General features: G+C 49.3%; 1 protein-coding gene. It reads left to right on the top strand.

All coding sequences use genetic code 11. From position 1 onward, the window contains the following. Positions 1–346 precede the first annotated feature (346 nt). Positions 347–805: a hypothetical protein gene (locus tag ACT3UA_RS18950; RefSeq protein ID WP_444617883.1), complete on the top strand. Its 459-nt coding sequence runs from the start codon at positions 347–349 to the stop codon at positions 803–805. The last annotated feature ends 26 nt before the right edge of the window (positions 806–831 follow it).

Consider the following 831-nt stretch of genomic DNA (forward strand, 5'->3'; position numbering starts at 1 on the left):
TAGTCGTATATCGGCGGTCTAGCTATGAAGCGGGTTTTCTACATTCTCATAGTGTCCCTAAAAAGCTTCATTTCTTCCCCGTAAGGCTTGCCGGCGAAATGCGTCAGGGTCAAACCACTCTGGCAGAGATGCCTGAGCCGGTTAGCGTAGCTCTCCGGAGTGGAGGACGCCATATGGATCTCACTCTCGCTGAATTGCAATAGTGAGATAGAGGCCGCTAGGCCATGATTTGTGGCGTGATCATTGGCAGAAGGAACAGAGAAGTGCAGTGATTTTTTAGATTCTGACAGGTACTGATATATTCAGCGGAGTAATTCTCTTCTGATTAGATTGGAAAGTTAAAGGTATGAAGAAATTTTCTTCTGTGTTGATGGCGGGCTTTGCCACTGCCGCTCTTGTCGCTGGTTCGTCTGCGGCCCATGCCTCGGTCGTGTCTGAGGTTGCTGAACCATTTGAGTTGCTGGAACAGCTAAATACCTCGGCCGATCCGTTCGTTGCGCTGGATGCGATGAGCGAATCCGAGCAGGAGATCCTGTTGCAGGAGTTTGATGAGATGGAAACTGAGCAGGTAGCCGTAATTTTTGCGCCTAATGGGGATATGTCGGTTTCTGCTGCGGCTAATGCTGGGGTCCTTAATGTAGCGAGTCCTGCGTACAGTGATATCGCGTGGTCTTGGGTTGAAAAGGCTGCTTGCGTCATCCATGTAGACCTCATCTCTTGTAACAGGGCAGCCAAGCGGAAATTTTCAAGTCAAGTGAGACCACTAAGTCTTAGGCCAACATCTTTTCTCCTTCTTCCTGCTTGATCGGTTCGTTAATCCAAGCCGCTTCT

This window comes from Glutamicibacter sp. 363, assembly GCF_052379505.1.
Taxonomy (GTDB): Bacteria; Actinomycetota; Actinomycetes; order Actinomycetales; family Micrococcaceae; genus Glutamicibacter.

What these genes read in the sequence shown, in the direction of transcription:
- ACT3UA_RS18950 (WP_444617883.1), top strand. Translation starts at nt 347, where the DNA reads ATGAAGAAATTTTCTTCTGTGTTGATGGCGGGCTTTGCCACTGCCGCT.